At 59.4% G+C, this 26,734-nt stretch carries 26 protein-coding genes and 1 riboswitch; of the genes, 11 read left to right on the top strand and 15 right to left on the bottom strand.

The annotated features are described in order from the left end of the window. Positions 1-11: 11 nt before the first annotated feature. A complete protein-coding gene (gene csaB / locus SDD30_RS08560) occupies positions 12-1,112 on the bottom strand; it encodes a polysaccharide pyruvyl transferase CsaB (RefSeq protein ID WP_434074500.1) in 1,101 nt (366 codons plus the stop codon). Then, entirely contained in the window at positions 1,097-3,007 is a 1,911-nt protein-coding gene (locus tag SDD30_RS08565) for a DUF5693 family protein (RefSeq protein ID WP_434074501.1), read from the bottom strand. The genes csaB and SDD30_RS08565 overlap by 16 nt, the downstream gene beginning before the upstream one ends. A gap of 232 nt (positions 3,008-3,239) precedes the next feature. Here SDD30_RS08565 and SDD30_RS08570 point away from each other — a divergent pair, with 232 nt between their 5' ends. Together SDD30_RS08570 and SDD30_RS08575 are read left to right on the top strand one after the other, a co-directional pair. Beyond that, on the top strand, positions 3,240-3,482 hold the full coding sequence (locus SDD30_RS08570; RefSeq protein WP_434074502.1) for an FmdB family zinc ribbon protein: 243 nt from the start codon (positions 3,240-3,242) through the stop codon (positions 3,480-3,482). 462 nt (positions 3,483-3,944) lie between these two features. Then, complete coding sequence (locus tag SDD30_RS08575) at positions 3,945-4,376, top strand: hypothetical protein (RefSeq protein ID WP_434074503.1); 432 nt, start codon at positions 3,945-3,947, stop codon at positions 4,374-4,376. Positions 4,377-4,485: 109 nt separating this feature from the next. Here the strand turns inward: SDD30_RS08575 and SDD30_RS08580 are convergent, their stop codons facing one another. Continuing rightward, positions 4,486-4,719, bottom strand: coding sequence for a hypothetical protein (locus SDD30_RS08580; protein ID WP_434074504.1), 234 nt, complete (start codon positions 4,717-4,719; stop codon positions 4,486-4,488). 167 nt (positions 4,720-4,886) lie between these two features. On the opposite strand from SDD30_RS08580, the gene SDD30_RS08585 reads away from it, so the two are divergent. The 3 genes from SDD30_RS08585 (at position 4,887) to ypeB (ending at position 7,638) form a co-directional block, all read left to right on the top strand. Continuing rightward, positions 4,887-5,309, top strand: coding sequence for a hypothetical protein (locus SDD30_RS08585; RefSeq protein ID WP_434074505.1), 423 nt, complete (start codon positions 4,887-4,889; stop codon positions 5,307-5,309). A gap of 409 nt (positions 5,310-5,718) precedes the next feature. After that, positions 5,719-6,210: a cell wall hydrolase gene (locus SDD30_RS08590; RefSeq protein ID WP_434074506.1), complete on the top strand. Its 492-nt coding sequence runs from the start codon at positions 5,719-5,721 to the stop codon at positions 6,208-6,210. Positions 6,211-6,258: 48 nt separating this feature from the next. Further along, positions 6,259-7,638 (top strand): germination protein YpeB, encoded by a 1,380-nt coding sequence (gene ypeB / locus SDD30_RS08595; RefSeq protein WP_434074507.1) that lies wholly within the window; start codon positions 6,259-6,261, stop codon positions 7,636-7,638. A 4-nt stretch (positions 7,639-7,642) separates the two neighbouring features. Here the strand turns inward: ypeB and SDD30_RS08600 are convergent, their stop codons facing one another. Next, positions 7,643-8,644, bottom strand: a complete 1,002-nt coding sequence (locus SDD30_RS08600) for a chymotrypsin family serine protease (protein ID WP_434074508.1) — start codon at positions 8,642-8,644, stop codon at positions 7,643-7,645. Positions 8,645-9,101: 457 nt separating this feature from the next. On the opposite strand from SDD30_RS08600, the gene SDD30_RS08605 reads away from it, so the two are divergent. The 3 genes from SDD30_RS08605 (at position 9,102) to SDD30_RS08615 (ending at position 14,256) form a co-directional block, all read left to right on the top strand. Then, positions 9,102-10,253, top strand: coding sequence for a cysteine desulfurase family protein (locus SDD30_RS08605; protein WP_434074509.1), 1,152 nt, complete (start codon positions 9,102-9,104; stop codon positions 10,251-10,253). A gap of 398 nt (positions 10,254-10,651) precedes the next feature. Further along, entirely contained in the window at positions 10,652-11,821 is a 1,170-nt protein-coding gene (gene thiI, locus SDD30_RS08610) for a tRNA uracil 4-sulfurtransferase ThiI (RefSeq protein WP_434074510.1), read from the top strand. Between the two features lie 239 nt (positions 11,822-12,060). Then, positions 12,061-14,256: a B12-binding domain-containing radical SAM protein gene (locus SDD30_RS08615; protein WP_434074511.1), complete on the top strand. Its 2,196-nt coding sequence runs from the start codon at positions 12,061-12,063 to the stop codon at positions 14,254-14,256. A gap of 205 nt (positions 14,257-14,461) precedes the next feature. On the opposite strand, the gene SDD30_RS08620 is transcribed toward SDD30_RS08615, so the two are convergent. Further along, positions 14,462-14,986 (bottom strand): BON domain-containing protein, encoded by a 525-nt coding sequence (locus SDD30_RS08620; RefSeq protein WP_434074512.1) that lies wholly within the window; start codon positions 14,984-14,986, stop codon positions 14,462-14,464. Positions 14,987-15,258: 272 nt separating this feature from the next. After that, a riboswitch (cobalamin riboswitch) is annotated at positions 15,259-15,457 on the top strand. A gap of 144 nt (positions 15,458-15,601) precedes the next feature. Between SDD30_RS08620 and SDD30_RS08625 the strand changes: the two genes are divergently transcribed. Together SDD30_RS08625 and SDD30_RS08630 are read left to right on the top strand one after the other, a co-directional pair. Further along, entirely contained in the window at positions 15,602-16,156 is a 555-nt protein-coding gene (locus SDD30_RS08625) for an ECF transporter S component (protein WP_434074513.1), read from the top strand. Continuing rightward, positions 16,153-16,917 carry an AIR synthase related protein gene (locus tag SDD30_RS08630; RefSeq protein ID WP_434074514.1) on the top strand — a complete coding sequence of 255 codons (765 nt, stop codon included), beginning with the start codon at positions 16,153-16,155 and terminating at the stop codon, positions 16,915-16,917. The genes SDD30_RS08625 and SDD30_RS08630 overlap by 4 nt, the downstream gene beginning before the upstream one ends. Before the next feature lie 537 nt (positions 16,918-17,454). Here SDD30_RS08630 and hepT read toward each other — a convergent pair. From hepT to SDD30_RS08670, 8 genes are all read right to left on the bottom strand, one after another. Continuing rightward, on the bottom strand, positions 17,455-17,775 hold the full coding sequence (gene hepT / locus SDD30_RS08635; RefSeq protein ID WP_434074515.1) for a type VII toxin-antitoxin system HepT family RNase toxin: 321 nt from the start codon (positions 17,773-17,775) through the stop codon (positions 17,455-17,457). An 8-nt stretch (positions 17,776-17,783) separates the two neighbouring features. After that, positions 17,784-18,218 (bottom strand): type VII toxin-antitoxin system MntA family adenylyltransferase antitoxin, encoded by a 435-nt coding sequence (gene mntA / locus SDD30_RS08640; RefSeq protein ID WP_434074516.1) that lies wholly within the window; start codon positions 18,216-18,218, stop codon positions 17,784-17,786. A 48-nt stretch (positions 18,219-18,266) separates the two neighbouring features. Then, positions 18,267-18,437, bottom strand: a complete 171-nt coding sequence (locus tag SDD30_RS08645) for a nucleotidyltransferase domain-containing protein (RefSeq protein WP_434074517.1) — start codon at positions 18,435-18,437, stop codon at positions 18,267-18,269. 69 nt (positions 18,438-18,506) lie between these two features. Continuing rightward, positions 18,507-19,061 (bottom strand): hypothetical protein, encoded by a 555-nt coding sequence (locus tag SDD30_RS08650; protein ID WP_434074518.1) that lies wholly within the window; start codon positions 19,059-19,061, stop codon positions 18,507-18,509. Between the two features lie 237 nt (positions 19,062-19,298). Continuing rightward, positions 19,299-21,830 carry an ATP-dependent Clp protease ATP-binding subunit gene (locus SDD30_RS08655; protein WP_434074519.1) on the bottom strand — a complete coding sequence of 844 codons (2,532 nt, stop codon included), beginning with the start codon at positions 21,828-21,830 and terminating at the stop codon, positions 19,299-19,301. A 109-nt stretch (positions 21,831-21,939) separates the two neighbouring features. Then, positions 21,940-22,992, bottom strand: coding sequence for a protein arginine kinase (locus SDD30_RS08660; protein ID WP_434074520.1), 1,053 nt, complete (start codon positions 22,990-22,992; stop codon positions 21,940-21,942). Beyond that, on the bottom strand, positions 22,989-23,498 hold the full coding sequence (locus SDD30_RS08665) for a UvrB/UvrC motif-containing protein (protein WP_434074521.1): 510 nt from the start codon (positions 23,496-23,498) through the stop codon (positions 22,989-22,991). The genes SDD30_RS08660 and SDD30_RS08665 overlap by 4 nt, the downstream gene beginning before the upstream one ends. Positions 23,499-23,521: 23 nt before the next feature. Further along, positions 23,522-24,007 (bottom strand): CtsR family transcriptional regulator, encoded by a 486-nt coding sequence (locus SDD30_RS08670; protein WP_434074522.1) that lies wholly within the window; start codon positions 24,005-24,007, stop codon positions 23,522-23,524. Between the two features lie 347 nt (positions 24,008-24,354). On the opposite strand from SDD30_RS08670, the gene SDD30_RS08675 reads away from it, so the two are divergent. After that, positions 24,355-25,368 carry a polyprenyl synthetase family protein gene (locus SDD30_RS08675; RefSeq protein WP_434074523.1) on the top strand — a complete coding sequence of 338 codons (1,014 nt, stop codon included), beginning with the start codon at positions 24,355-24,357 and terminating at the stop codon, positions 25,366-25,368. 27 nt (positions 25,369-25,395) lie between these two features. On the opposite strand, the gene SDD30_RS08680 is transcribed toward SDD30_RS08675, so the two are convergent. After that, positions 25,396-26,475, bottom strand: coding sequence for a tetraprenyl-beta-curcumene synthase family protein (locus SDD30_RS08680; RefSeq protein ID WP_434074524.1), 1,080 nt, complete (start codon positions 26,473-26,475; stop codon positions 25,396-25,398). A gap of 77 nt (positions 26,476-26,552) precedes the next feature. Beyond that, positions 26,553-26,734 (bottom strand): hypothetical protein (locus SDD30_RS08685; RefSeq protein WP_434074525.1); only part of this gene is annotated, 182 nt, incomplete at its 5' end.

The following is a 26,734-nucleotide window of genomic DNA, read 5'->3' on the forward strand; positions in this document are numbered from 1 at the left end:
AGGGCTAAGAATCAGCCCTTTACTCCTTTCACCAGGTATTCTAACGTCAAGCGGGCGGTATCCAGGGCCCGGGGTCGCAGCTCGGCCACCGCGGCCCGTAGCCGCCGGGCGTGTTCCTCGCGATTGGCCAGGGCGGCCTTGACGGCGGCCCCAAGGCCATGATAGCTAATACCTGCTAAACACCCCATCGCCGGCTGCTCCATCATCCGGGCCAGGGCCGCCACCTTGGGGTCATAGGGTAGGGCCAGAAAGGGCACCTCCATAATGGCTGCCAGGATGAGGGCATGCAGGCGCATGCCGATTAGAAATTGCAACCGACCAGTAAGACCCAGCCAGGTGGGCAGGTCCAGGTTTTCTTTTATAATAACCGCGGGGTTGTGCATCAACCGGGCTACCTGGCGGCAGGCGTCGACATCAGCAGGAAAATGAAAGGGCAAAAATAAAACCTGCCACCCTCCGGCAACCAGGTCGTCGGCTACCCGGGCCAGGGGCGGCCAGCACTCCCCGGCCCCCGGCCAGGAGCGCACAGCGATCCCCACCACCGGACTGGTAAGTTTCAGCTGCTCCCATTTAGCATCACCTGGCTGCAAATCCATCGCCCCCGGGTCCAGGCCCAGGACCGGGTCGGCGGTAACGTAGACCGGCGGCCGCCTGATCCCCAGCTTCTCCAGGAGCTGGCGCGATTCGCTATCCCGCAGGGTGATCAACTGGACCTCATTTAATACCCGGCGTGTCAACCAGCGGCTCCAGCGCCGCTGCAGAGGTCCCAGCCCCTGGGCGTAGATAACCACTGGCTTGCGCCATAACCGGGCCAGCAGGACTATGCCCAGGTAATAGAGCAGGCTTTTGGGCCCGGTGACATCCTGAAAAAGGCTGCCGCCGCCGCTGAGCACCAAGTCGGCCTGGCGGATGGCCCCGGCCACTCGGGCCAGGTGCCAGCGATCCACCGCCTGCACGCCGTAACTGGCCGCAGTCTGGGCCGGGTTCCGGGAGAGGACGGTGAGCTCCAAGTCCGGGGCCAGGTCCCTCAAGGCGGCGATAATACTATAGAGGACGGCCTCGTCACCGACATTCTGGAAGCCGTAGTAGCCAGAGATTACTGCCCGGGCCATGGCCTAGGCCTCCCCAAAAACCGCTGCCCCAACCTTACTACTAAAACCAGCACTACACCCAGGATCAGGCCCAACCAGAGACCGTTAAAGGTCCTGAGTAGGGAGATTAGGAAGGGGATGTGCAGGTGGCAGTAGGTGTTGACCAGGGAGATCTGCCCCACCAGGCCTAAAAGCCAGAAGAGCAGGTAGCGGTGCTGGTAACCCAGGGTCAGGCTCAAGAGCAGGAAAGGGTACCCCAGGAGAAACTCCTTGGTCCGCGGCCGGGCGAGTAAGGCATTACCCAGGAAGGAACGCATCTGGCCTTCGAAGGGCAACAGGCCGACCCCTTCATTGCCGCTGCGGCTGATATAAACCAGACCGGCAGCGGCCACCACCACAGCCAGGAGCACCAGCTTCAAAGTCAAATTGGCGTCGAGCCAGCCCCGAAAGGTTGTAGCGGTGCGCCGCCCTTCTTGCCGGATAATAACCGCCAGGGTAAAGATAATTAAGGGCAGGATAAAGGCGATTTTGATACCGCTGAACGCATTAATCTTGAGGAAAAAGGTGTTATCCGCCAGGATAGCGGCGATGGCCACCGCTCCCAGTAAGGAGATTAGGGCCGTACGGATTAAAAGGGCCAGGCTGGTCCTCAAGCCACGGCCCTCCGGCGACCAGGCCGTAAGCATGGCCAGGGTGGGAAAGATGACGGCCGCCCCTAGGGCCATGGCCTTACGCGCCAGGAGTACCTGGTGGTTCAGCCCCAGGACCCCCGTCCAGACCAGGACCCCTAAGAGGCCCAGGATTAGGCCGGCCGGCAGCAGTTCCAGTTGCCCGAGCAACAGCACCCCGGCAGCCAGCACCCCGAACCCGATTAGCAACACCCAAAGCCGGGAGTAAGGAAAAGGAGCGAAGGGCCGGGCCCGGCCGATGGCCAGGCCGTCGGCTGCCAGCATTTTACTAACGTCCCCCACATACTGCAGGTTATCCTGCAACCAGCTGGCCGACCCCGGGTTAAACTTAAAGCGGGCAATCAGCAGGCGTACATCCCGCTCCCGGGCCGCCAGGTCCAGGCGCTCCAGGGCTGCGGCCGGGGTCATGGCGTCCATTTCCCCGGCGCTGATGCTGTGCACCCGGATAGCCTTTTTATCCAGGAGCAGGGCCAGCTGGTTGAGCCCCTGTTGGGGTGAAAACTCGATGAGGCCCAAGGGAACCCCCAGCTGCTCCACCTGGGCGGCCAGGTTAGAAAGGTAACGGGGATAACCGGGGAGGGTCTTATCATTAAAAAGCAAGGCCGCGATACTATCCCGGTAATCCATCAAGGGCCGCAGGGTCGCCGCCAGGGTGGCCGGATTGGCGCCGTACCACTGTTTTACCTGGGGAACGACGAACATCCCCAGCTCCTTTACCGTGGCCATGTCCCGGGCCGGGAAGCCCAGGCCTACCTCCCTTAACTCCTGCACCGCCAGGGGAACGCCCAGGGCAGTAACATCACCGGCAGCCAGCACCTGCACCTGGCCGGTAATCTTATTTTCCAGTTGCAGTTCCAGGCGCTTCGCCAACTCCCGCTCCCGGGTCAGGATATAAGTGTATTCCGGCCGCACCTCCCGGCCCAGGGCCGGCAGGGTAAGGGCCGCCTGGGACCCACCCTCGACCCAGGCCCGCGGCTGGAGATCATCGATGGTCTGTTCCTTAAACAGGACGGCGTTAACGCCCTCCTGCTGCAGGCGGTCCAAAACTTCCCTGGAATTCAAACCACTCCATTGGGCCAGTTTCTGCACCTGCTGGAAATCCACCGCCAAGGTTACTGTCTTATTGGCTTCCTCCAGCCGAACTCTGTTCGTAAGCACTATCCCGGACGCCAGGGTGGCAATGATCACTACCATCCACAGCAGTGTCTGGTAACGCCAGCGTGACAAGATATGATCCCTTCTTCCAGTGAAGGTTACCAAAGGCTACAAAAAGAAAGTATTCGCCACCCGACGACTGAATCCTGCTCCAGTAGCCCGGCAAGTTGTGGTTAATATTTCGTTTTTCATAGGTATATCTGATGCCGCCAAGGCCCCCGGGGCTGCTAAAGGGTGGTCTTGACAAACCTGGCTTCCTGGCGTATAACCAATGCTGGAACTATATCGACCAGCTGAGGTGGTAATGATGCCAGTATACGAGTACAGGTGCAGCAAATGCGGGGTATTTGAGCAGGAGCAACGGATCACAGCCACGCCGCTAAAACACTGCCCCACCTGCGGGGGTCCGGTCCACCGGCTAATCAGCCATAACGTTAATGTTATCTATAAGGCCGGCGGTTTCTACACCACTGAAAACCGCAGCTCGGAATATAAAAGTAAGGCCAAAGAAGAGAGCAAGACCCCCGAAGTCAGCAAAGCCAGTTAAAATGGGGCCGGTTCCCCTGCAGGGAAACCGGCCCCTGACATTTTCTGGCTGCCCTTTCTCCCATCACCCCCGGCCGACTACCACGAACCATGAAAATGCAGGTGGCGGCAGGGGCTGACGGGTACAGCGGCAGGCGACTTGGCTCAAGGCGTCAGCAAACTCAGCGCAGCCTTGAGCCGAGGCGGCGGTGAGCGGGATGAGGATCGTAGCGTGGCATCAGGAACGAGAAGTACAACTCCCTGTTATGATTAAACAAAAAGATAAAGCCGAGCCACCCCCGCCGCCGAGGAAGGCTGAGCGCAAAGTTTGCTCGCTTAAGCACCCGGAGCCTGTAGCCTGTACCGCCAGCCCTATGGCGGTTACTGTAAGTGGCAACAATTTTTGGCAGAAGCCTATTTATGGAGAAAGTAAGTCCCGGGCCCAACCGTCTAACATATACTGGCAGCAAAGGAGGTGTTTCCCTTGCTGCCTGACTGCCATTTCAACACCGACGAAGTGGAACTCCAGGTGGATAGTGCCGTCATCCACGTTATCCGCCGCCTGACCTACGACCTACCCCATGAAGTTTCAGCCTTTATCCCCAGGGCGGAAATCCGCCGCCGCCGTTATGAAAACGGCCGGCTAGCCTGGGAAGAAGAGGTAATTTTAAATAGCCTGACCGTCGTTCACTCCCCCCAGCGCCCCCCCACTGGAGAAAGGCCCTCGGTCGCCGGGCCCAGTTCCCCAGGGCAACCGGCCGGCCTAATTGGAAAGACCGCTGCCGGAGCCAGGGTCCCGGTAGCAGCTGCGCCGTTCCCGGAGAGGGCCGGAGGGAAAGGTGAAAGGCCTGCGCCCTGCCCCGGCGACCCGCCAGCCAGCGCCGGAAAATTCCGCCTGCACCTGCAGTATTCTTAACCTTATTTCCCGGAGAGGTGCCGGGCCCGGGGAAACCGCCGGTAGACAGCAGCAGAAGAATCAGAATTAAAAAAAGAGAGAAAGGGTCCCGCCCTCTCTGGTCATCCTCTCATTTGTCGCTCTTGCCGGCTGCTTTCTGCTTTAACCTGGCTGTCTGGATGGTCTGTTTATATTCCGTCCGGAGGTTTTGCAGCTTCTCCTGGACCCGCTGGGCCTGCTCGCTGGCCAGAACCTCCAGCAGGGTCTCCGCCACCTCGGTACATTGCAGAGCCTGGCGGTTCATATAAGGTTTCAGGCTCTGGATGACAGCGAGGAGGTTGGGATCCACGATATGGTCTACCACCTGTATAACCCCCCATCTTAAAAAGTTGCCTCTTTAGTTAAAAATATGCAGAGAAAAGATGGTTGGTGCCAGCGCAGCTTTTCCCGGCGCCGGCATATATTTAAATGGGACCTGATTGCATCGCCGCTGCCAGGTGAATGCACAGGGAAAGGGGGCCTGAACCTGAGGTGGAAAAGGTAGAAAAGGTAGAAAAAACCGACCTCGTCGCGGTATTGCTGCAGCTGCTGGGACCGCAGCAGCAGTCTCTGAGCTTTAATGAACTGGCTGGGCTGGTCGGCCTGGTCGATTTGCTCGGCATACTAAATCTCCTTAACGGCAATGTTGCTGCGCCGGCGCGGGCCGGGAGTACTATCCAGGAGGCCTTAAATGCCGTCCTGGGGCAGGCCGCCAGCGGCAACCTCAAGCCGTCGGCGGAACTGGCCGGGCTCCTGGGTAAAAATCCGGCCCTGTTGACGAGCCTGATGAACCTGCTCATGAGTGCCCGGGAGAATAAGGCTGCCAGGGAAAAGGAGGCGCCGGAGGAAAGCCCTTCCCGGGAAGAAGAAGAGCCGCCGCAGCACAGCCGCGGCAGCCGCTTTCGCAATAGTTAGCACGGTATGATCCATCTTCGTCATGAGTCTGCGGTTAAGGACTGGTGGGTACAGGCGAAGGGCGACTTGGTTCGAGGCGTAAACAAACTTAACGAAGCCGTAGCGAGGCGGCAGTGAACGGGATGGGGATCATGACGTGGCTTAAGAAACGAAAAGTATCACGCCCCGTCGCAACCACCCCCGCCGCCGAGGAAGGCTGAGCGCCAAGTTTGCTCGCTTAAGCACCCGGAGCCCGAAGTCTGTATCCACCGGCCCCTATGAGCATAGCATAGCGTCGCGATCCTGTGAGCCTTGGTTGGGGGCTCTTTTTTTATGCCGGGATTGATTCCTAAATTTCACTCCTGTCCTGCATAAGCTGCCGACGGCCCATCCAAACTAGAGGTGATTAAAAAATTGGGAGGAAAGGAATATGCATCCCCGTCGTTTACGCATCTTACTACCGGTCTTCCTGGCCGTCATTCTGATGGGCGCCTTCCTCTGGCATTACCAGCGCCAGGGACAGGTTCCTGGCGCGATTCCCACCCAGGCCGGGACGCCGGTGGGTACCAGCGATGAAATGAACCTGCTGGCCCGGCTCATCGCCGCCGAGGCCGGTACTGAACCCTATGAAGGCCAGGTAGCCGTAGGCGCCGTAGTCATGAACCGGGTCCGCAGCCCCCTGTTCCCCTCAACCATCAGTGGAGTTGTTTTCGAACCCTGGGCCTTCGAGAGCGTAAGCAACGGCCTCATTTGGCAGGTTACCAACCTGGCAACCGCTAGCCGGGCGGCGGCCGATGCCCTGAACGGCTGGGATCCGACCTACGGCGCCCTATTCTTCTGGAACCCGTCTAAAGAGGTTAGTCCCTGGATTTGGACCCGGACCATCATTACCCAGATCGGCAACCACGTCTTCGCCCGTTAAAATGGTATTTAAAATGGTATTTAAAATGGTATAAGGAAGGTGTTTACTTTGACACGGAAGCTGACCACCCTCTTGCTCTCCCTGGCCCTGCTGGTAGCCGTCGGCTGGGGCCTGTGGGAAAGGGCCAATCGCCTCACCCTGGCCAACGCCGTAGAGGCCGGCGGCCAACGCGATTTTTACAACCTCCTGAGCTATGTCGAGCAGGCCCAGGTGAGTATGGGCAAAACCCTGGCCAGCAACTCCCCCCGCCAGCAGGCCGTCCACCTAACGGAGGCCTGGAACCAGGCAGCCGCGGCGCAAAACTCTTTGGGCCAGCTGCCCACCCCGGGTTTTAAGCCGGTGAATACTAGTAAGTTTCTCTCCCAGACCAGCGACTACAATAACTACCTGGCGCAAAAACTGGCCCGGGGTGAAGAAATGACTCCCCAGGAACGGCAGCAATTGAGCAATCTGAAGGCCGAGATGGAGCGCCTGGCCGCTTCCCTGCACCAGACCGAGGGCCAGGTAGCTGACAAAGCCTTACGCTGGAGCAGCTTTTACGGCGCCCGGATGCCAGCCCTACCCCGGACCATCGCCCGCTTGGCCATCCCCGCCCAGGCCAGCCCCGGCCCCCTGGATGGTTTCATTAATACCGACCGGCACCTGCAGACCCTCCCTAGTCTGAACTATGACGGCCCCTTTTCCAGCCACCTGGAGAAGCAACAGCCCCTGGGCCTGGGGGGCGGCGAGGTTATCCAGGCTGAGGCGGAACGCCGCGCTACCAACTTCAGTAACGCTGCCAGCAACAGCAGCTACCGGGTCCAGGCCACCCGCACCAGCAACGGCCGTATCCCGGCCTTTGCCTTGCGGTTAATGGACAGCAGGCGGCCCAATGTCATTGTCAATGTCGACGTCAGCAAGCAGGGCGGGCAGATTATTTCCCTCCTTAACCCCCGCCCGGTGACGGCGCCGTCCCTGGACGCCAATGCAGCCCTGGAAAAAGCCCGGGCCTTCTTAAAAAGCCAGGGCTTCGGTGATATGCAGCCGACCTATATGGTCCGTAACGACAACAACCAGGTCATCACCTTCGCCGCTAAAGAAGGGGATGTCCTCCTCTACCCGGACCAGGTCAAGGTCAAGGTCGCCCTGGATAACGGCGAAATCACCGGCTGGGATGCCACACCTTATTATATGGCCCATCACCAGCGGGACCTGCCCCGGCCAAAGCTGACACCCGAGCAGGCCCGAGCAAAAATAAACCCCGGTGTGAAGATTGAAGGTACCAGGCTGGCCCTCATCCCCATGCCCGGGGGCGGCGAAAAGCTGACCTATGAGATTAAAACGCGCTTAGATAATACCAGTTACCTCACCTACATCAATGCCCAGACCGGTGAGGAAGAAAGGGTGCTGCAAATCGTCGACGTCCCTGGCGGCCAGTTGACCATGTAAGTGGCTAAAACTCCACTTCCAGCCGGTCAAGGACGTTCTGGATATAGTTGCCGACGGTGGTCTGGTCGGAACCGGCAAAGAGGAGCCCGACGGCGTAGTTCTCCTTATCCAGGATGAGGGAGCCGCTATCCCCCGGCTGGGCGATAGGACCGGTAACAAACTGGTCACTGAAAAGACCGGTTAATCCTTCTTCCAAAACTACTTTTACCGTAGCCTGGAGAACCTTGACGGTAGAGCGGGTAATGCCACTGGAGCGCCCGCTCTTTACTATTTCCATCCCTATCTGGGGCTCCCGGACGCCCTTAACCGTCCCCAGGTCCAAAATCTCCGGCCGAATGGCGTCCTTTTTCACCGGCCGGGCTACAGCGCAGTCGACAATGTTGGCCACGGCCGTTATTTTCTGCATCCGCACCTGGTAATAAGGGCGGACCAGATGCACCAGGCGGTTGAGGATCTTTTCCAGGCGCAGGGCCCGGGTACAGGTAACCTCTTGGACAACTGGATTAATAGGGATAAAACGTTCCAGGTAGCCGATTACCTGCTCACTGGTACCACCGTCATAGGGACCGGGCTGGAGGATGGGATCCCCGATCTTGGCCCGGCCATCGCGACCGTTGCTGATATTGGCCATAACGTGGTTATTGGAAAGAATCAGGGGCTCCCCTGTTTTGCGATCTTTCACCACTGCCCCGAAGGTGCCGGCGGTGATCTTATAGTGGCCGATGCTCATCCCCGGCTGGGCCGGGCGGCGATAATCGGTCCGTCCCAGGAGCCTTAACTCCCCCACTTCTAGGATATCAGTTTCAGCTTCATCTAAAACCTGGGGCACCCTGGCCCCCCGCTCCAGGCGATTGGCAGGCAGCTTCTTCTCCACCAGAACAATCAAGGCCGGCTTTTTGGTCACCTCGCCGCGGACACTTTTATAACCCTTACCTACCCCGACGACATTGGGCAGGCTCATGAGGTCCAGTTGATGCCTGGACAAGGCCTTTTCTATCCTGTGCATAGGCGACACACTCCCCCAAAATGAGATGTGAGAAGTGGGAGGTGAGAGGTGGGAGTCCTGCGGAAACTGGCTGCGCCAGTTTCAGATTAAAGCTGGCCTGCCTCTCATCTCTCCCGATTGCTGGTGGCGGTGTTAACGGTGCACGCCACTATAAGGAATCCACCGGAAATTAAGGGTAGGAGATTAGTTTACAATATGCTGATGGTTGGGGAGTGGTGTCTAAGCTGGTTGGCTAAATTACGAGGTGCGCTATGCGCTTACCGTTCTCATCCCCTGCTGGTGCTGCCCGGCGACATGGGCGTCTACTGTAAAATAGAGTGTGAAGTCCACGAAAATAATTAGAGCTGTGGCCAGGGCCTTTAAGTTGGAGATAATTGTTGTATAATAATAGAAAACGCCGGGCCAGCCGGGCCCGGCGAAAATAAGTTCGGGTCGAGTTATCCTGGAGGTCGTAAATTTGCCGCCCATAATTTATCTAGATAATAGCGCTACTACGGCACCCCTGCCGGAGGTCATAGCTGTCATCAATGAGATGCTAACGGAAAACTATGGCAACCCCTCTTCCCTCCACGGTCTGGGGGTCAAGGCGGAAAAAGCCCTGGGGGAGGCCCGCCGCCAGGTGGCCATCCTCATCGGCGCCCGGCCGGGGGAAATTTACTTCACCTCCGGCGGCACTGAGGCTAACAACTGGGCCCTGCGGGGAGTAGCCCGGGCGCGGCGGCGCCAGGGAAAACACCTAATTACCACTACCATCGAGCACCCCTCTATCCTGGCTACCTGCCGTAGCCTGGAGGCCGAAGGTTACGAGGTAACTTACTTGCCTGTGGACGCCCGGGGCCTGGTGCGGTCGACGGACCTGGAGGCAGCCCTGCGGGAGGATACCATCCTGGTCAGCATTATGAGCGTCAACAACGAGGTCGGCTCCCGGCAACCTGTTGCCGAGATAGCCCGGCTGGCCCACAGCCGCAGCCGGGCCGTCTTCCACGTTGACCACATCCAGGGCTACGGCAAGATCCCCCTGGACTGCCACCGGGATGATATAGACCTCCTCTCCATAAGCGCCCATAAAATCCACGGCCCCAAGGGTGTTGGCGCGCTATTCATCAAAGAAGGCCTGCGCCTGGAATCCCTGTTGACCGGTGGCGGCCAGGAGGCCGGCCAGCGCTCCGGTACGGAGAATACCCCGGGGATTGCCGGTTTCGGCGTCGCCGCCCAACTAGCCGCGGCCGACTTTGCCCGGCGGACTACCAGAATGCAGGCGATCAAGCTCGAGCTCGCCCGGCGGCTGGTGGCGGAGATCCCCGGCACCGTCATCAACGGCCCCGACCCGGCGGCGGCCGCACCGCACATCCTGAACGTCTCCTTTCCCGGCGTAAGGGCCGAGGTCCTGGCCCACATGCTGGAACAGCGAGGCGTCTACGTCTCCACCGGCTCGGCCTGCCACTCCCGGCACCAGGACGCCAGCCACGTCCTCCAGGCCCTGCACCTGGAACGCTGGCGCCAGGAGGGGGCCATCCGCCTCAGCCTGGGCGCCCTGAACCGGCCGGAAGAGGTAGAACCCACCGTGGCTGCCTTTAAAGAATGTGTGCAAGAATTATGGTCGCTGTAAGGAAGCCACACCTCCTATTTCGCCTATCTATTTTTAGTGGAGCCCCTCATGGTGGCTGCCGTCCCCGCCACGAAGGATAAAAATGCAGGTGGAGGCAGGGGCTGGCGGCTACAGGCGGAAGGCGACTTGGTTCGAGGCGCCAGCAAACTTAGCGAAGCCGTAGCGCGGCGGCGGTGAACGGGATGGGGATCGTAACGTGGCTTTAGAAAATAGAAGTACCACGCCCCGTTATGATTGATCAAAGGGATAAAACCAAGCCACCCCCGCCGCCGAGGAAGGCTGAGCGTATAGTTTGCTAGCCGAGAACCACCGGAGCCTGGAGCCTGTAGCCGCCAGCCCCGCAGCGATAATGTAAGTCATATCCATTTTTGGTAGAACCCTATTTTCGGAGGAATCACATGTATACATCTCTCCTGGTCCGTTACGGCGAAATCAGCCTCAAAGGTAATAACCGCCCTTACTTCGAGGATAAACTCCTGGACAACATGCGCCGCGCCCTGGCCGACCTGCCGCCTCATAAAATGCGTAAAACCTTCGGCCGCATCTTTGTCGAGCTCTACGACGACCTGGAAACCGTCAGCCGGCGGCTGCGGCGGGTCTTTGGCATCGTCTCCCTGAGTCCGGTAGTCACCGCCCCCCTGGAGCTGGCGGCCATCAAGGAGAAAGCCCTGGCCGTCCTGGCGGACACCCCCGGCACCACCTTCAAGGTCCAAACCCAGCGGCCCAACAAACACTTCCCTTTAACCTCGCCCCAGGTCAACCAGGAGCTGGGGGCTTACCTCCTCAGCCACAGCCCGAAGCGGCGGGTGGACGTTCACCATCCTGACTGCTATATTTACGTGGAGATCCGCGACGAAGGGGCTTACATCTTCTCCCGCACCATCCCCGGTCCCGGCGGCCTGCCTGTAGGCGTAACCGGCCGCGGCCTGCTCCTCATCTCCGGTGGCATCGACAGCCCGGTGGCCGGCTACATGGGGATGAAACGGGGGTTGGAGCTAACGGCCCTCCACTTCTACAGCTTCCCCTTTACTAGCGAGCGCTCCAAGGAAAAAGTCCTCGACCTCTGCCGGGTCCTGGCCGGCTACGGTGGCCCCCTGCGCCTGGTTATCGCCCCCTTCACCAATATCCAGAAGGCCATCCGCCAGTACTCCCCGCAGGAGTTCTACGTCACCATCATGCGGCGGATGATGTTTCGTATTGCACAGGCTGTGGCTGAGCAAGAAGGCGCCCTGGCCTTACTGACAGGAGAAAGCCTGGGCCAGGTGGCTAGCCAGACCCTGCAGAGTATGGCCGTCATCAACCAGGTAGTCGACTTGCCGGTCCTACGGCCCCTGGTAGCCTGGGATAAGAGCGAGATCATCGAGGTCTCCCGGCGCATCGGCACCTACGACATCTCCATCCGGCCCTACGAAGACTGCTGCACCCTTTTCGTCCCCAGGCACCCGGCCACCCGGCCGTCCCTGGCACGGGTGGCGGCGGCCGAAGAAAACCTGGCCGTGGCGGAGCTCGTCAAGGAGTGCCTGGGGAATCTGGAAATCTTAGCGGTGGAGCCCGAAGCAAGTATGTAAGCCGATATGCCAGGTACCGTCTGGCTTCTTCTCCCACCGCTGCCTCGCTACGGCTTCGCAGAAGTATCAGACGCCTCGAACCCAGTCGCCTTCCGCCTGTACCCGCCAGCTCTTCAGACAGCATTTTCTTAGTTTCGTGGTGAGGAGGAATTAACCCCTCCCCCATGAGGGGCTTCTCGAAGAACAGGTTTCAGCCAGTAACGGATATTAACGTCAACCTAAAAAAGGACGATCAGCCCTTGTGTATTCTGTTAACCACCCTCAACGCTAAGTACATCCACGTTAACCTGGCCCTGCGCTACCTGCGGGCCTGCTGCCGCGACCTGCCCCTAGATTTCGTCCTGGATGAGTTCACCATTAACGACCACCCCGGGCATATCGCTGCTGCTATTTACCGCCACCGGCCCGACCTGGTGGCTTTCTCCTGTTATATCTGGAACCTGGAGTCCACCCTGGCCGTCGCGGCTATTCTGAAGAAGGTGCGGCCGGACCTACCCATCCTCTGCGGCGGCCCGGAAATCTCCTTTGGGGTGGAGGACTTTCTCGCCCAGCATCCGGAAATCGATCTGATCATCATCGGCGAGGGGGAGGTACCCTTCCGCGCCCTTATGGAGCAATTGATCACAGGTACTATGCCGGGTGCGGTTGAGGGTGAAAATCTGTGCGTCCCCAGAGGACCCCTGGCCGCCATTCCCGGCCTGGCCTGGCGGCAGGATGGGAAGGTTGTCATCAACCCGCCGGCCTCAGTTATCTTTCCGGGTATTTTATCCACTTCAGGCGCCCCGTTCGCCAGCCCCCCGGCGCGGCCCGGTACTATTTCCGGCCAGGAAACCACCCTGGCTACCGATCGCCAGGGGGCGGGGACCAGCCCTCTCCTTCGCCATAAAGATCTTGACCCTATTCCCTTTCCCTACGCAGAAGACCTGGCTGCTAGCGGTAACGACCTGCGGCAGCGTACTGTCTATTACGAAACCTCTCGCGGCTGCCCCTTCGCCTGCGGCTTCTGCCTCTCCTCTACCACGACGGGAGTGCGCTACTTCTCCCTGGAACGGGTGCAGGAGGACCTGGCGCGGCTGCTGGCGGCCGGGGTACGGGAGATTAAGTTTGTCGATCGCACCTTTAACGCCCATAAAGAAAGGGCCCTGGCCCTCTGGGAGTATCTCCTCTCCCTCCGGCCCAAAGCCCGCTTTTATTTTGAAATCGCCGGCGACCACCTGGACGACGAGATGTTTTCCTTTTTAAGCCGGATACCACCGGGCCTCTTTCAGTTTGAAATCGGCGTCCAGACTATTGACGCCAGGGTGAACGCCCGCTGTAATCGCCGCCAGGACTGGAAACGACTGGCCGCCAATATCCGCCGCCTGCAGGCAGCAGGCAACATTCGCCTGCACCTGGACCTCATCGCCGGCCTGCCCGGGGAAACTTACACAGGAGTCGGCGAAAGCTTCGACGCCGTAGCGGCCCTGAAACCCCACGAGATCCAGCTCGGCTTTCTGAAACTCCTGAAAGGCACGAGCCTACGCGCCCGGGCCGATGAGTTCGGCTACCTCTTCCTCGACCGGCCGCCCTACCAGGTCCTGGCCAACAGCGCCATCGCTTACGATGAGATGCTGCGCCTCCACGTCATTGAAGACCTCCTCAAGTATTACGGCAACAGCCACCTGGCCGACCACGCTTTTGCCTACCTGGCCGCCACCGCCTTTGACGGCAGCTACTTCGCCCTCTACGAGGCCCTGGCCGCCTGGTGGGAGGCAAAGGGCTTCTTGCGCCGCGGCCACAGCCAGCGGGATCTCTTTAACCACCTGGCGGCCTTTGCCATCAGCCTGACCCGGGGAATCGCCACGAGGATCGTCATACAACCCTTACCAGATTATCATGGTAGCCTCCGGAATGGAGCCGGCAACATTCATGGGGCAGGCAGCCATGGGAATCCCCCCGCCGGTCCCGGTAAAATCCCCATCCCCGAGGCCGGGCTGGAAAAGGTTAGACCAGGAGAAACACCTAGCAAACTGGAGCCAGCGCACAGGCCTACAGAAGCAGCACAGCCTGCTGCCATCATGGCACGAGCAGGGTGCTTACGTAACCTTACGCAGGCTCAGCTCGATCGCTTCTACCAGCTCCTGAAATTCGATTTCCTCAGCCGCGACTGCAGCCGCAACTTCCCGGACTGGGTGCCGCCCTCGCCCCTGACAGATGAGGAGCGTGCAAATTACATGGTGCGGATAACCGCTCCCCGGTCCATAGAAAAATATATACCAGGGCTCGCGAAAGAAGCCCCGGCAAACCTGCGCCGTCACGGTTTTATCGAACTCTTCCCCTGCCACCCGGAGAGGCCGGAACACGACGACCCGACCCTGACCTTCTTTTACTACGGCCTCCCTGGAAGTGAGACAAGGGTATATTATTTACCCCTCATTGAAATAGACCCGAAATAGACCCGCAAACTTTTTAAATCAAGTATCACACCTGCTTGTATATATTTATTTGGGAAAAGCCTTCTTACCTCTTCCCACGTCATCATATCACCTCCCAACAACGTACATCTTTATTTCTTGATACTATTTTAATATTATCCAGGTGAAATGGCAATAAATATAAATTGAGCCGCGGGAGGAAAGCCCTCCCGCAGCTGATTCAACCTTACTCTTCCCTATCGTTATTCACCTGGCTGTGGAAAATATTTTCCAGGCTCATTTCCTCTCCCCCTACCTTAACCTGGCTCACTACCCGGGTTACACCCCGGGCTTTAAATGCCGCCTCCCGGGCCGCCTCCATCTCGGCCGGGTCTTCCGCCCGGCCCTTTAAAACCACCGTGCCGTGGCCGCCAACGCTTTCGGCGCCAATATGGCGCAGGTCCACCCGCGGGTCCTGGTCCAGCTCCTCGGCAACCTCTATGGTCACGTCTTCGTCCCGGACGGCACCGTCGGTGCTGATAGCCACGGCATTGGCCACACTTTTCACCCCAGGCACTTTACTGATCAACCCTCCGGCCCGCTCCTTCTCCCCCAGGGTATCGACGATGCCCTGGAGCTGGGCCTCGCCCTCGATCACGTCGGCATTCAAACCGTAACTGCGCAGGTCCTTATCCTTCCGCAGGAGCTGCCGCACCTTTTCCCGTAAAGAAGCATCATCGTCCATCATGCCCACTCCCTTGCTATCAATCAAATCTAGTATACCCCGGCAACAGCAAGTTCATGGGCAGGGGACGTCATTTATATAGTTTCTATATAGCTTCCGCGCCCCGCTCACCGGTGCGGTCAATTGGCTAGCGAGCCAGGGTAACCCGGCCAGAGCTGGCCTTTTCCGCCAGAAATAAACGGACAACTTAGCCCCAATACTATTCGCGGCGACAAATTTGTCATGGACTTTCCAGGGTAGGTTTTGGAAACAGGACTTGTCAAAAGCCTGGTGGTGGATTATATTAATAATTGACAGCCATATATGGAAAATGGACAGGTGTCCCGGAAGGGGAAGAATAGGGAAGTCCGGTAACCGCCTTTTCAGGCTGCGATCCGGCGCGGTCCCGCCACTGTGAGCGTGGAGTTTACGATATAACGCCACTGGGATAGTTCCCGGGAAGGCATCGTAAAACAAGGAAGCGCGAGCCAGGAGACCTGCCTGTCCATGGGACCTCTCACCTTCGCCAGGAAAGGGGAGAAGCAACCGGGGATGATGGTAAAGTCCCCAGCCGGAAGACGGCTGGGGACTTTTTAATTGGGGGCGACCCGGCCCCCCGGATTGCCACTGACAAAATCTTCATATCAGGAAGGTGAAGCAAACATGGCGAAACCGGCAGTATCTCCCTCGACCGGCAAGGCAAGTCGCTGGACGGCCAGGCGCCTAGCCACCCTGGCCATGCTCATCGCCCTGTCAACTGTGGGCGCTAATCTAAAAATACCCAGCATCACCGGCACGCCGGCCTTCGATTCTTTTCCCGGCTTTCTCGGCGCCCTCATCCTGGGGCCCGCCGATGGGGCCCTGATAGCAGCCCTGGGGCACCTGCTCACCGCCTTTACCGCCGGGTTCCCCCTCACCCTGCCCCTCCACCTGGTTATCGCCGCCGGCATGGCCGCCGTCGTCGCCCTCTTTGCTCTCTTTTACCGCCTTTCCCCCTGGTTGGGAATAGGGGTGGGAATAGCCCTCAACGGCCTTTTGCTCCCGGCGCTGTTCATCCCCCTGCCGGGGTTCGGCAAAGCATTCTTCCTGGCCATGGTGGTGCCCTTATTGCTCGCTTCCGCCCTGAATATCGCCCTGGCAGCGGCTGCCTTTACCAGCCTGCGCCGGGTATTTCCCGCCAGCTATGCCGCCGGCCGGGGGAAAGGTGAAGGGAAATGACCCCGGCCACCCTTTCCCCCCGCCGCTACCGGGATCTGATCATCCTGGACCTGGATGAGCAAAGGTCCTTGGTGATCGCCTGCGACTCCGCCGGGGCTATCGGCCCCAAGGTAGCCGACGTGGTACGCGTGCCCGGGTACGTCCTGGGCCGTTTTACCGCCAGGGTGGCCCTGATGAAAGTCCTGGCGGCCGGGGCCTGGCCAGCCTGCATTGCCAACACCCTTTGCGTGGAGCCGGAACCTGCAGGCGCGGCCATCCGGGAAGGCGTGGCCGACGAGATCCGAGCGTTGGGCATCGACCCGGAGAAAGCCCTCACCGGCAGCAGCGAAAAAAACGTCCCCACTACCCAGTCCGGGATAGGGATCACCGTCATCGGCCTGGCAACAACCGCGGAGTTGTTAATGGGACGCCTGGCTGCCGGCGATACCCTGGCCCTCCTGGGACGGCCCAAGGTCGGAACCGAGGTCTTCCTCGACGACCCGGAAATCGTAGACCTGAAAACCGTGCGCCTGCTCCTCAACCAGCCGGGTATCCGGGAAATCGTCCCCGCCGGCTCCCGGGGCATCCTGGCCGAGGCCCGGGACCTGGCCGCATTATACAGGCTGCAAATCGACTGGAGGTCTGGCCTCCCGGAGCTGGACCTGCTAAAGTCGGCCGGCCCCGCCACCTGCCTCCTCGCCGCCGGCGACCGGGCCGCCCTGGAGGCCGCGGGGCGCCGGGCGGAAAAACCCTTCTGCCTCCTGGGTACCCTGGAAAATTAAAACTCGCACAACGGCTGAAGGCCTGAAATAAGGGCAAAAGACGAAAGGATAAAGGATCAGCGCGAGTAGCTGGCAATATTGATAAAATGTCAGCCCTGGGGTAAAATGGTGGAAAGAAGCGGCAAAATAACAGATTTTGGCTGAAAGGAAGGTGGCTAATGGTGAGCGTAGCCCAGGATGAATTATATCGGTTAATAGAAGCCTTGCCAGATAAAGAAACTCCTGTGGTGAAAAGGAGCGGCGGCTTCATTATGTCTATCAGTAAACAGGCTTGGTAGTTCTTTAATAACCAGGGCCGTCCACCGATTGAGCTGGGGTGGATGTACCCCGTGTTCCGATGAAAGTTCCGAGATGGATTTTTCCTCTATACCTTTTCCCGTAGCGATTTATCGTCAGCCATATTCATTCCCCCTCGCCGCTGTTACTACTATTATGCCCCGGCAGCTAAAGGTTATGGGGAGGTTATTATGCCTTTCCTTTTTTGTCCCAATAGCTTCCCAACCATCCAGGCGCAGGGCGTATAGGAGTATGGACCTATTATAGCCCATTGCCATTAGAAAACAATTTAGTCATTGCCCTTAAGTATGTGTCGAAATCTTTAAGATCATTTTCTAGTATGTTGTAGAGGGTATTATTATCTACATCCCAATAAATATGTACCAACCGGTTGCGGAATCGGGCCATCTTTATAAGGGTAGCAACAAACTCAGGCGGAAAAATACCCGCTTCACCTAGAATGCGAAAAGTATCGGCGTAATCCTCCGGTATCCGCCAATTATTCTGGGCTATGATATGGTTGCTTAAATCAATTGCCGCTTCGATTGCGACAATAAATTGATATTTAGCGCTACCGATCAAACAAAGTATCATATTTCAAGGCCCAGGGTCTCCTTTAAATAGCGTTTACGAAAGGGAACAAAATCAAAATATCTGTCCAAAGTAGACTCCTGAAATTCAACCCTGGTAGTGGGGTTATTTTCGATTAATAGGCGGCCATTTTTTATTACGCTGTACTTAAAGGATAAAGGGGCATTATTAAGGATACGAACGTCAATCGGAAAAGGTATATGGGTCCTGATAGCCTCCTCCAGGTGGATCTCAAAAAGAAAGTTTTCATCACCCAATGCGTGTTCATGAAGGTAAATAGCCAGGTCAATATCTTTAAAAGGCCCTTCCCCTAGATAAGAGCCGTGGAGGTAGGCAAAGGCTATCTCCTCCCGACCTTTTAAGCTAGCCGTGATTTTGGTGATAAGGCTTTGCTTTTCTTCATCTGGTAAGGTGTAAAACTTAAAACGCTCCAAAGCTCCCACCTTCTTTTATTACGCCTTCACTTGATTACGTCCCTACTACTATTCTAATATGATCCTGTTTCTTTCCTCCGCGTTCATAAAGCACCATCCCTTCTCATCGATGTCCGGCCCTGCTTCCCCCCTTGCCCAGGAACCGAAAACAATTATCTTTTCGGGGTTAAACTTCTCCTGTACACGTTCGGCCAAAGAATAGACTATTTTCTCGTTCATAATGTTCCCTTTATGGACAGGCGTAGCAAACCTTTTTCCCCACCATTTTACCCTAAAATTACCACGCAATCAATACGCCAGTAAGCTTCCCCGCTGATGTCGCCCGGCGGCATGAATATCTATCCTTGGCTGCCATACTAGTTGCCACTTTTGTTGGCCGGGCCTCGGCCCCAGCGTTTTTTTGTGTCTTTGTAAAGGAAGGCATACGACGCTTTCACGGAGAATGCCTTCATTATGAGGGTCAGAGCTACTGCCCCAAGGTAGATATACGACCTTCCCCAGCAGGTCAGGCGCGACCCCTGTGACCGTAAAGCTATCCGGCCGGGCGCCGATAATCAGGGCTTTCTTCAAATTGGGCAGCTCCAGGGCGCGGTTCACCCAGGAACCACAAGCGAGCAGATCGCTGGCTGGTGCAGGCAGCAGGTCGGCATGGTTGTCAAAAAGGACCAGGGTAAAGGGACGAGTAATATGCTGCAGCAGTAAATAGGCGACGTAGTGGTAGTCACCACTGCCCAGGAAGAAGATTCCCCGCCGGCCCCGGATGCGCCCGTCAATGTCCGGCAGGCCGCCCCATCGCCAAACAGACTGCTTCCCCTGACGTCCCGCAGATCCAGCCGGCGGCATGGAAAGGAAAAATATTCCTCCTGCAAAGCCGGGGTTCTGATTTGTAGTTTTATTTTAACACTCTACACTATAAACCTGCTCACTCACCGACCAACCATTTTCTATAAAAAAACACCCGCGCGTTGCGGGTGTTTTTTTAGTGCCGCCGGTAGCCGACCCAAATGCCGGTTGTGAAGTCACTTTCGCCGGGTTGACCCATTTATCGTTGCCCTTGGCAAACCGGCCCCGACCCTGGTCCTAAGCCGCCTTTTCCAGGGCGATCTTGCCGTCCCGGGCCACGGCCCGGACCTTATCGCCGGGTTGGAATTTGCCGGCCAGCATTTCGTCGGAGAGCTGGTCTTCGATAAGGGTCTGGATGGCGCGGCGCAGGGGCCGGGCGCCGAAGGCCTCGTCGAAGCCTTCCCGGACCAGGATCTCCTTGGCCTCGTCGGTTACCTCGACGGCAAGGTTGTTGTCCTCCAGGCGACGGTTGAGTTCGACCAGCATCAGGTCGACGATCTTCCGGATGTCTTCTTGGGCCAGGGCGTGGAAGACGATGAGGTCGTCGAGGCGATTCAAAAATTCCGGCCGGAAGGTCCGCCGCAGCTCTTCCATGATGTGTTTCTTCATCTTGTCATAAGACTCGGCCGCCACTTCGCTGGTCGAGGCTTTAAAGCCCAGGGTCTCCCGCTTGATGGTGCTGGCGCCGATATTGGAGGTCATGATGATGACCGTGTTGCGGAAGTCTACGGTGCGGCCCTTGGCGTCAGTCAGGCGGCCGTCGTCCAGGACCTGGAGCAGCACGTTAAAGATGTCCGGATGGGCCTTTTCGATCTCGTCGAAGAGGACGACGCTGTAGGGCCGGCGCCGGACGGCCTCCGTCAGCTGGCCGCTCTCTTCGTAGCCGACGTAGCCGGGAGGAGCACCCACCAGGCGGGAGACGGTATGCTTCTCCATATACTCGGACATATCGAAGCGGACCATGGCGTCTTCGTCGCCGAAGAGGGCCTGGGCCAGGGCCCGGGCCAGCTCCGTCTTGCCGACCCCGGTAGGTCCCAAGAAGATAAAGGAGCCAATGGGCCGTTTGGGATCTTTGAGGCCCGCCCGGGCGCGGCGCACGGCCCGGGCTACCGCGTGGACGGCCTCATCCTGGCCGATGACCCGCTGGTGTAGGACATCCTCCAAATGCAGCAGCCGCTCGCTTTCCTCTTGGGCCAGCTGGGTTACCGGGATTCCCGTCCAGCTGGAGACGATCTGGGCGATGTCCTCGGCTGTGACCACGGATCTCTCCAGGCCCTTCTCCTTCTGCCACTCGCCCTTTTTAGCTTCCAGTTCCTCTTTGATCTTCTTCTCTTCATCCCGCAGGGAGGCCGCCTTTTCGAATTCCTGGGCGTTGACGGCCGCGGCCTTTTCCTTCTCGATTTCCTCCAGCCGGGACTCCAGCTTCTTCACTTCATCAGGGGCCGTGTAGACCTGCAGGCGCACCCGAGAGCTAGCCTCATCCATGAGGTCAATAGCCTTATCCGGCAGGTAACGGTCGGTGATGTAGCGGTCCGAGAGCCGCGCTGCTGCCTCCAGGGCCTCATCGGAAATCTTCACCCGGTGGTGGGCTTCATAGCGGTCGCGCAGGCCCTTTAAGATAGCGATGGTGTCTTCCACCGACGGTTCTTCCACCAGGACAGCCTGGAAGCGGCGCTCCAGGGCGGCGTCCCGCTCGATGTGCTTGCGATACTCGTCGATGGTGGTGGCGCCGATGGTCTGGAGCTCGCCCCGGGCCAGGGCTGGCTTTAAGATATTGGCGGCGTCGATGGCCCCCTCGGCGGCCCCGGCACCGATGAGGGTGTGGAGCTCATCGATAAAGAGGATGACGTTGCCGGCGGCCCGGACTTCGTCCATGACCTTTTTAAAGCGCTCTTCGAACTCGCCCCGGTACTTAGTGCCGGCCACCATACCGGACATATCCAGGGCCACCACCCGCTTGCCCCGCAGGACCTCGGGCACCTGGTTCTGGACGATCTTCTGGGCCAGGCCCTCGACGATGGCCGTCTTGCCCACGCCCGGGTCGCCGATGAGGACCGGGTTGTTCTTGGTCCGGCGGCTCAAGATCTGGATGACCCGCTCGATCTCCTTCTCCCGGCCGACTACCGGGTCCAGCTTATCCTCCCGGGCCAGGCGGGTCAGGTCGCGGCTGAACTGATCCAGGGTGCCCGTCGCCCCCGGCCGCTGGCCCTGGGTCCTGGTGCCCATGGTTGGACCCTGGGGTTGATAGCCTGCGCCCCCACTAGGGAAGCCACCCATGCCGAAGGGCAGATTGCCGAAGAGGACGGTCCAGCCGCCGGTTTGGGGCTGCCCGCCAGCTCCGCCCAGGATAGCCACCACCTGCTCACGGATCTTGTCGGGGCTTAAACCCAGGCCACCCAGGATCTGCGCTGCCAGGCCCTCGCCTTCCTCCAGCAGTCCCAGGAGAAGGTGCTCGGTGCCGACGTAGTTCACCCCCTGGCGCCGGGCTTCTTCGTTGGCCAGTTCTAGGACCCTTTTCGCCCGCGGCGTCAGGCCCATTTCGGCACTGAGGCCGGCTTCACCCGGCCGGATGACCTTGCGGACTTCGTCGCGGACGGCCCTGACGTCCACCCCCAAGTTCATCAGGGCCCGGGCGGCCACGCTATCCCCTTCCCGTAAGATGCCCAGCAGGATATGTTCGGTGCCGATAGCCGGGTGATGCAGGGCCCGGGCCTCTTCCTGGGCCAGGCGCAAAACCCGGTTCGCTCTCTCGGTAAAACGTGCCATCATTAAATCCCTCCTTAAAATTAGGCCAGCTTTTTTGGGGCTGGCGGGTACAGGCGGAAAGCGAAGCCGCCAGGCCCGGCGGCAGTGATTGTAATGGGAAGCGTAACGTAGTTTAAGAAACCAGCAGTTCCCGGACCATGGCCGCCCGGCGCACGTCACGCTCAAAGGGTGACATCTCTTTGCCGGCGGTATACTGCAGGTAAGCCGGCTGGATGCGGACCAGAAGCTGGTTCAACAGGCGCTGGTCCAGGCCCCGCACGATCCTCATCTCCGCCCCCAGGCGTACGTCGGAGAGGAGCTGCAGGGCTTCCTGGGAACTCAGGATGCGGGCGTTGGTCAGGACACCGTAGGCCCGGCCGATGCGGTCCTCCAGCTGCCAGCGGCTCTGGCGGCGCAGGAGTTCCCTGGCCTCCCGCTCTTGGTCGGCCAGGCGTACGGTTACCGCCGAGAGGTTATTGATAATCTCATCCTCGCCGTGGCCCAGGGTAATCTGGTTGGATATCTGAAAGATGTTACCGTGGGCCTCAGTGCCCTCGCCATAAAGGCCGCGGACGGCCACTCCGACTTTGGTCAGAGCCGCGAGGATCGCTCCCGCCTGCTTGGTGAGGACCAGGGCCGGCAGGTGGAGCATGGTTGAGGCCCTTAGGCCTGTACCCACATTGGTGGGGCAGGCGGTCAGGTAGCCCAGCCTCTGGTCAAAGGCAAAATCCAGCTCGTTCTCCAGGGCGTCGTCGGCGGCGTCGGCTAGGCGCCAGGCTTCGTGGAGCATCATGGCCGGCAGCAAACACTGCAGGCGCAGGTGGTCTTCCTCGTTGATCATGATGCTGACAGCCTCGTCCTCCCGCAGGACTACAGCCCGCTCGCCGCCGGCTTCGGCCAGGTCGGGGCTGATGAGGTGCTTTTCCACTAGTATTTGCCGCTCCAGCAGGGGTAATTCCCGCAGGACTTGGAGTTTTAACTCCCCCACCGCTTGAATGACCATGGGCGAATGGATAGCCCGACCGACCTGGCTGACCACCCGGGCCTGTTCCTCAGCCTTCATCAAGTTGGGGAAGGGTACACCCTTTAGGTTACGGGCCAGGCGGATGCGGCTGGAGATGACGATATCGGCCTGGGGGCCGGAGCCTTCCATCCATTTACTCGTATATTCCAGATTAATACTCATCGCCCGTCCGCCTCCTTATCCAGGCGGGCTTCCAGGTCGCGAATCTGGTCCCGCACCCGGGCCGCCTTTTCAAATTCCTCCTGCTGGACCAGCTGCTGGAGCTGGGCCTTCAGTTTTTCCATCTCCCGGCGCACCCGCAGGTTGCCGCCGGCCCGGCGGGGTACCTTGCCCCGGTGCTGGCTGCTGCCCTGGATCCGCCGGATCAGCGGGTCCAGGCGGGGGGCCAGATAGTGGTAGCAATCGGGGCAGCCCAGGCGCCCGGTCTGGTGAAACTGCTCGTAGGTGAGGCCGCACTCGCGGCAGTGTTCTACCGCCGGCGGGGCCTGCACCTCTAGGTCCGGGTCGTAATCCAGCAGCCCGGCCAGGAATTGGGGTATAGAGAATTTCAACTGGGGCTGGATCTCCCGGGCGCACTCCTGGCAGAGATTCAGTTCCGTTTTTTCGCCGTTAATAATCCGGGTGACATGAACGGTGGCCTGCCTTTCCTGGCAGCGTTCGCAAAGCATTTATTGAGCCCCCTTTTTACCCTTTAAACATCGTCCTGGAAGTCTTCCCGCAGCAGGGCGAGAATAACCGCCTTCAGGATACAGGCCCGGACCTGGTCGCGCCGGGGGAGTTCCAGGGGCAGGGCCTGGCGGTTAATGGCTGCCGCCAGGAGTATCTGCTCCCTCTGGGTGAGCAGCCCCTCCTCAGCTAGGCGGGCCAGGAGTTCCGTGGCCGCATCCTGGGAGAGATAATCCCCCAGGACATCAGAGACCCAATGTTTTACCTGGTCCTCGGCCTTTAAAGGCACCCGGACGATGCGGACATAACCGCCACCGCCCCGGCGGCTCTCCACCAAATAACCCCTGTCGGTAGTAAAGCGGGTACTGATGACGTAGGTAATCTGCGAGGGCACGCAAGTAAAGAGCGCGGCCAGTTCCTGGCGCTGCACCTCGATTATGCCACTGGCACTGTTGTTTAATAACCGTTTGAGGTAGTTCTCAATCTGATCGGCCAGGGTTCTGCCTTCCACGGCCGTCACCTCCCCGCCCTCAGGTAAGATTATTTTTGACTTTTATTGACTTTTTTATACTGCAGGGTGGCAAAATTGGCAACAGCCGCCGGTGGTCATTTAATAGGCCAGGGCTGGTTCTAAGGCCGCCAGCTTTAAACATCTCCCCCAGGCCTATTTCTACTCTGCCGGAGACCGGGCCCGGCCTGGCAGCTTTTCGCAGGGGTGCCCGGAAAAGGCCGGACCGGCCAGGCGGCTATATAGTTAACGTTTTTTAGCAATACTAACCTTACCGGTTAATCCTGGTACCACCATGGTAGATCCATCAGCCTGACACCTCAAATCTACTGAAACAGGAGCGACAAACCTTGAACCTGGCGGAAACGAAGCAAGTCTTGGCAGAAGCCGTTGCCTCCCCGGATCCCCACCTGCAGGAGCTGTTAGACTGCGCCCTGGATGGTGGGAAGGGGCTGCGGCCCACCCTGGTTTTATTATGCGCCAGTTTTGGCATCTATGACACCCTGGAGGTCGGGCGGGTGGCGGCAGCCATTGAGCTCGTCCACCTGGCTTCCCTGGTCCACGACGACATCCTGGATGGGGCCACCCTGCGCCGCAACCGTCCTCCCCTATATCGCCGTTTCGGGACGGTGCCTGCCGTCCTCACAGGTGACTACCTCTTTGCTACAGCCTTCGGCCTCCTGGCTAAAAGTAAAAAGGCCGTCCTTTATACTGTGACCGGGGCCATCCGCTCCATGTGCAGCGGGGAGATCGGGCAACTGGGGAACGGCAGGCGGGCCCTGAACGGGGAAACGAAGGATAGTACCATAACGGCCGGTGCCGGCGCTGTGGAAGCCTACTTTACCTACATCGGCCAGAAGACAGCGGCCCTGATCAGCGCCGCCTGCCGCTGTGGTGCCATCCTGGGCCGGCTGAAAAACAGCCAGCAGGAAGCCCTGGCCCGCTTCGGCTGGCACCTGGGCCTGGCTTACCAGCTTATTGACGACTACCTGGATCTCTTCGGTTCCCCGGAAAAGATGGGGAAGCCCTGCCGCCAGGACCTGGCCCGGGGCCTGGTGACCCTGCCGGTTTTGCATTTTCTCGCGCTAACACCGGATGCCCCCTGCTGGCAGGAAAGGCTGGCCCGGGGCCTCGGGGCAGCAGAAATAGAGGAGCTGGTGGGTGCGGCCCGCTCCCTCGGTTGCGATACCTATACGGTTGCCGTGGCCGGGGACCAGGTAACCCAGGCCCTGACGGCCCTGGACAAGTTGCCGGTAAAACCGGCCCAGGAGGAGCTGGCCCTGGTGGCCGCCCGTACCCTGGACACCCTGGGGGAACCGGGGGAGCCCCTCATGGAGGCTGGCGCCCCCGCCACGAAACCATGAAAATGCTGGCTGAAAGGCTGGCAGGTACTAAACTATCCCTGCCCAGCGCAGACCCCGGCAAAGGCGGTAGAGGCGGCGGGTAAAGGGCCCGGCAGTCTGGAGGATTACCTGCCGGACCGGGAGCTGGTCCTCTTGAGAGGCTTTAGTATCGGAGAGATAAAGGGCTGGCAGGCCCCTGACCACCAGGAGGTGGAAGGCGGGATCGGGCAGTTGCCGGGCTGCAGCCAGGGACTCCTGCCAGAAGTAGCTTAGCCGCCGGCCAGCCTCTGTCCCCTCACGGTAGAAGGCACAAAAGTTGAGATCGCCCCCGGCCCGGTCCTCTTCCTGATCAATAAGGTAATCCAAGAGGATATGCAGGCCGCCAATCCAGGGGAAATAGGCCTCCCTTACCCTAACTGCCTCCTGCTCCCGGACCTCCTCCCTGGCCGCCAAGGCCATGAGGGCAAAGATCCCCAGGGTGGAACCGGTGGCCGCCGCCAGTTCCCACCAGTAGAGGCGAGCCGAGATTTGGTCCAGGAGGGGCCGGAGCCAGGCCTGGAGCTCTTCCTGGCGCTTGCCGGGCTCGATATGCTTGGTCACTTGGAGCCGGCAGTAAAGGGCTGCCAGGTAGAGGACTTCCTCCTGGACCCGGGCATAACCGGGCAGGGCCGCCAGGCTGGCCCGGCAGGCCTGGACCAGGGCCTGCAGGTAGCCGCCGTCCCGCTGGTAGGGATAGGCGGCGTAATAGTCATGGCTTGCTCCGCCGGGGATGAGGGCATCGGTAAAGGCTAGGTGCAGCTGGCGAAAGGACTCCCCGGCGAGGACCCCGGCCCGGTCACAGAGGTTGTCCAGGTAATCGCTGATGGTCTGCAGGGACACAATTGCCCGCAGGAGTTCCCGGCGGTAACGGCGCGGCCAGACGGCGTATACGCTCCCTCCCTGGCAGTGGAATTTCTTCAATGCCAGGCTGGTCAGGGCCTGCTCCCGGAGATGCAGGTCCGGGATGGCCGCCGCCTGCCGGCGCCAACCGGCCAGTTCCCGGTTGACCCCTGGGAAGGCCCGGCCCAGGAAACTGGTCAGGGTCAAAAACGGTGTTACTATTATCGCGGCGGCATAGGAGTTGGGCATAAAGTCGCCACCTTTCCGTAGAAGAAATATACCCCACCGGTGGGAAAAAAATAACCCCGGCTTTAGGCCGGGGTATTTTATCCTTCTGCCAGCCGGTGGGCCCAGGCCTGGGCGTAATTTTCATGGCCGGGGAAGTGGGATATGGCGGCGAGGGTGGCATGCGCGTCATGGTAGGTTTTAAAGTAAACGCAAGAGCCCCTGACGGGGTAAACCGCAGGGGCGGGTATATGTAGTGGCTCCCCGGGCAGGGCTCGAACCT

This window comes from Moorella naiadis (nom. illeg.), from assembly GCF_051020825.1.
GTDB classification, from domain to species: Bacteria; Bacillota; DSM-521; order Neomoorellales; family Neomoorellaceae; genus Neomoorella; species Neomoorella naiadis.